This window comes from Shigella sp. SIG3 (assembly GCF_053555855.1).
In genome coordinates this window covers 1-2,936 of record NZ_JBQZXE010000207.1, presented here as the reverse complement: position 1 = coordinate 2,936, position 2,936 = coordinate 1, and the positions used below count along the sequence as shown (strand labels likewise).

The following is a 2,936-nucleotide window of genomic DNA, read 5'->3' as shown; positions in this document are numbered from 1 at the left end:
GAAACATCTTCGGGTTGTGAGGTTAAGCGACTAAGCGTACACGGTGGATGCCCTGGCAGTCAGAGGCGATGAAGGACGTGCTAATCTGCGATAAGCGTCGGTAAGGTGATATGAACCGTTATAACCGGCGATTTCCGAATGGGGAAACCCAGTGTGATTCGTCACACTATCATTAACTGAATCCATAGGTTAATGAGGCGAACCGGGGGAACTGAAACATCTAAGTACCCCGAGGAAAAGAAATCAACCGAGATTCCCCCAGTAGCGGCGAGCGAACGGGGAGCAGCCCAGAGCCTGAATCAGTGTGTGTGTTAGTGGAAGCGTCTGGAAAGGCGTGCGATACAGGGTGACAGCCCCGTACACAAAAATGCACATACTGTGAGCTCGATGAGTAGGGCGGGACACGTGGTATCCTGTCTGAATATGGGGGGACCATCCTCCAAGGCTAAATACTCCTGACTGACCGATAGTGAACCAGTACCGTGAGGGAAAGGCGAAAAGAACCCCGGCGAGGGGAGTGAAAAAGAACCTGAAACCGTGTACGTACAAGCAGTGGGAGCACGCTTAGGCGTGTGACTGCGTACCTTTTGTATAATGGGTCAGCGACTTATATTCTGTAGCAAGGTTAACCGAATAGGGGAGCCGAAGGGAAACCGAGTCTTAACTGGGCGTTAAGTTGCAGGGTATAGACCCGAAACCCGGTGATCTAGCCATGGGCAGGTTGAAGGTTGGGTAACACTAACTGGAGGACCGAACCGACTAATGTTGAAAAATTAGCGGATGACTTGTGGCTGGGGGTGAAAGGCCAATCAAACCGGGAGATAGCTGGTTCTCCCCGAAAGCTATTTAGGTAGCGCCTCGTGAATTCATCTCCGGGGGTAGAGCACTGTTTCGGCAAGGGGGTCATCCCGACTTACCAACCCGATGCAAACTGCGAATACCGGAGAATGTTATCACGGGAGACACACGGCGGGTGCTAACGTCCGTCGTGAAGAGGGAAACAACCCAGACCGCCAGCTAAGGTCCCAAAGTCATGGTTAAGTGGGAAACGATGTGGGAAGGCCCAGACAGCCAGGATGTTGGCTTAGAAGCAGCCATCATTTAAAGAAAGCGTAATAGCTCACTGGTCGAGTCGGCCTGCGCGGAAGATGTAACGGGGCTAAACCATGCACCGAAGCTGCGGCAGCGACGCTTATGCGTTGTTGGGTAGGGGAGCGTTCTGTAAGCCTGTGAAGGTGTACTGTGAGGTATGCTGGAGGTATCAGAAGTGCGAATGCTGACATAAGTAACGATAAAGCGGGTGAAAAGCCCGCTCGCCGGAAGACCAAGGGTTCCTGTCCAACGTTAATCGGGGCAGGGTGAGTCGACCCCTAAGGCGAGGCCGAAAGGCGTAGTCGATGGGAAACAGGTTAATATTCCTGTACTTGGTGTTACTGCGAAGGGGGGACGGAGAAGGCTATGTTGGCCGGGCGACGGTTGTCCCGGTTTAAGCGTGTAGGCTGGTTTTCCAGGCAAATCCGGAAAATCAAGGCCGAGGCGTGATGACGAGGCACTACGGTGCTGAAGCAACAAATGCCCTGCTTCCAGGAAAAGCCTCTAAGCATCAGGTAACATCAAATCGTACCCCAAACCGACACAGGTGGTCAGGTAGAGAATACCAAGGCGCTTGAGAGAACTCGGGTGAAGGAACTAGGCAAAATGGTGCCGTAACTTCGGGAGAAGGCACGCTGATACGTAGGTGAAGCGACTTGCTCGTGGAGCTGAAATCAGTCGAAGATACCAGCTGGCTGCAACTGTTTATTAAAAACACAGCACTGTGCAAACACGAAAGTGGACGTATACGGTGTGACGCCTGCCCGGTGCCGGAAGGTTAATTGATGGGGTTAGCGCAAGCGAAGCTCTTGATCGAAGCCCCGGTAAACGGCGGCCGTAACTATAACGGTCCTAAGGTAGCGAAATTCCTTGTCGGGTAAGTTCCGACCTGCACGAATGGCGTAATGATGGCCAGGCTGTCTCCACCCGAGACTCAGTGAAATTGAACTCGCTGTGAAGATGCAGTGTACCCGCGGCAAGACGGAAAGACCCCGTGAACCTTTACTATAGCTTGACACTGAACATTGAGCCTTGATGTGTAGGATAGGTGGGAGGCTTTGAAGTGTGGACGCCAGTCTGCATGGAGCCGACCTTGAAATACCACCCTTTAATGTTTGATGTTCTAACGTGGACCCGTAATCCGGGTTGCGGACAGTGTCTGGTGGGTAGTTTGACTGGGGCGGTCTCCTCCTAAAGAGTAACGGAGGAGCACGAAGGTTGGCTAATCCTGGTCGGACATCAGGAGGTTAGTGCAATGGCATAAGCCAGCTTGACTGCGAGCGTGACGGCGCGAGCAGGTGCGAAAGCAGGTCATAGTGATCCGGTGGTTCTGAATGGAAGGGCCATCGCTCAACGGATAAAAGGTACTCCGGGGATAACAGGCTGATACCGCCCAAGAGTTCATATCGACGGCGGTGTTTGGCACCTCGATGTCGGCTCATCACATCCTGGGGCTGAAGTAGGTCCCAAGGGTATGGCTGTTCGCCATTTAAAGTGGTACGCGAGCTGGGTTTAGAACGTCGTGAGACAGTTCGGTCCCTATCTGCCGTGGGCGCTGGAGAACTGAGGGGGGCTGCTCCTAGTACGAGAGGACCGGAGTGGACGCATCACTGGTGTTCGGGTTGTCATGCCAATGGCACTGCCCGGTAGCTAAATGCGGAAGAGATAAGTGCTGAAAGCATCTAAGCACGAAACTTGCCCCGAGATGAGTTCTCCCTGACCCTTTAAGGGTCCTGAAGGAACGTTGAAGACGACGACGTTGATAGGCCGGGTGTGTAAGCGCAGCGATGCGTTGAGCTAACCGGTACTAATGAACCGTGAGGCTTAACCTTACAACGCCGAAG

General features: G+C 53.2%; 1 rRNA gene. It reads left to right on the top strand.

What is annotated here, in order from left to right:
• Positions 1-20: 20 nt before the first annotated feature.
• A 23S ribosomal RNA gene (locus tag ACUU1I_RS20110) occupies positions 21-2,924 on the top strand.
• The last annotated feature ends 12 nt before the right edge of the window (positions 2,925-2,936 follow it).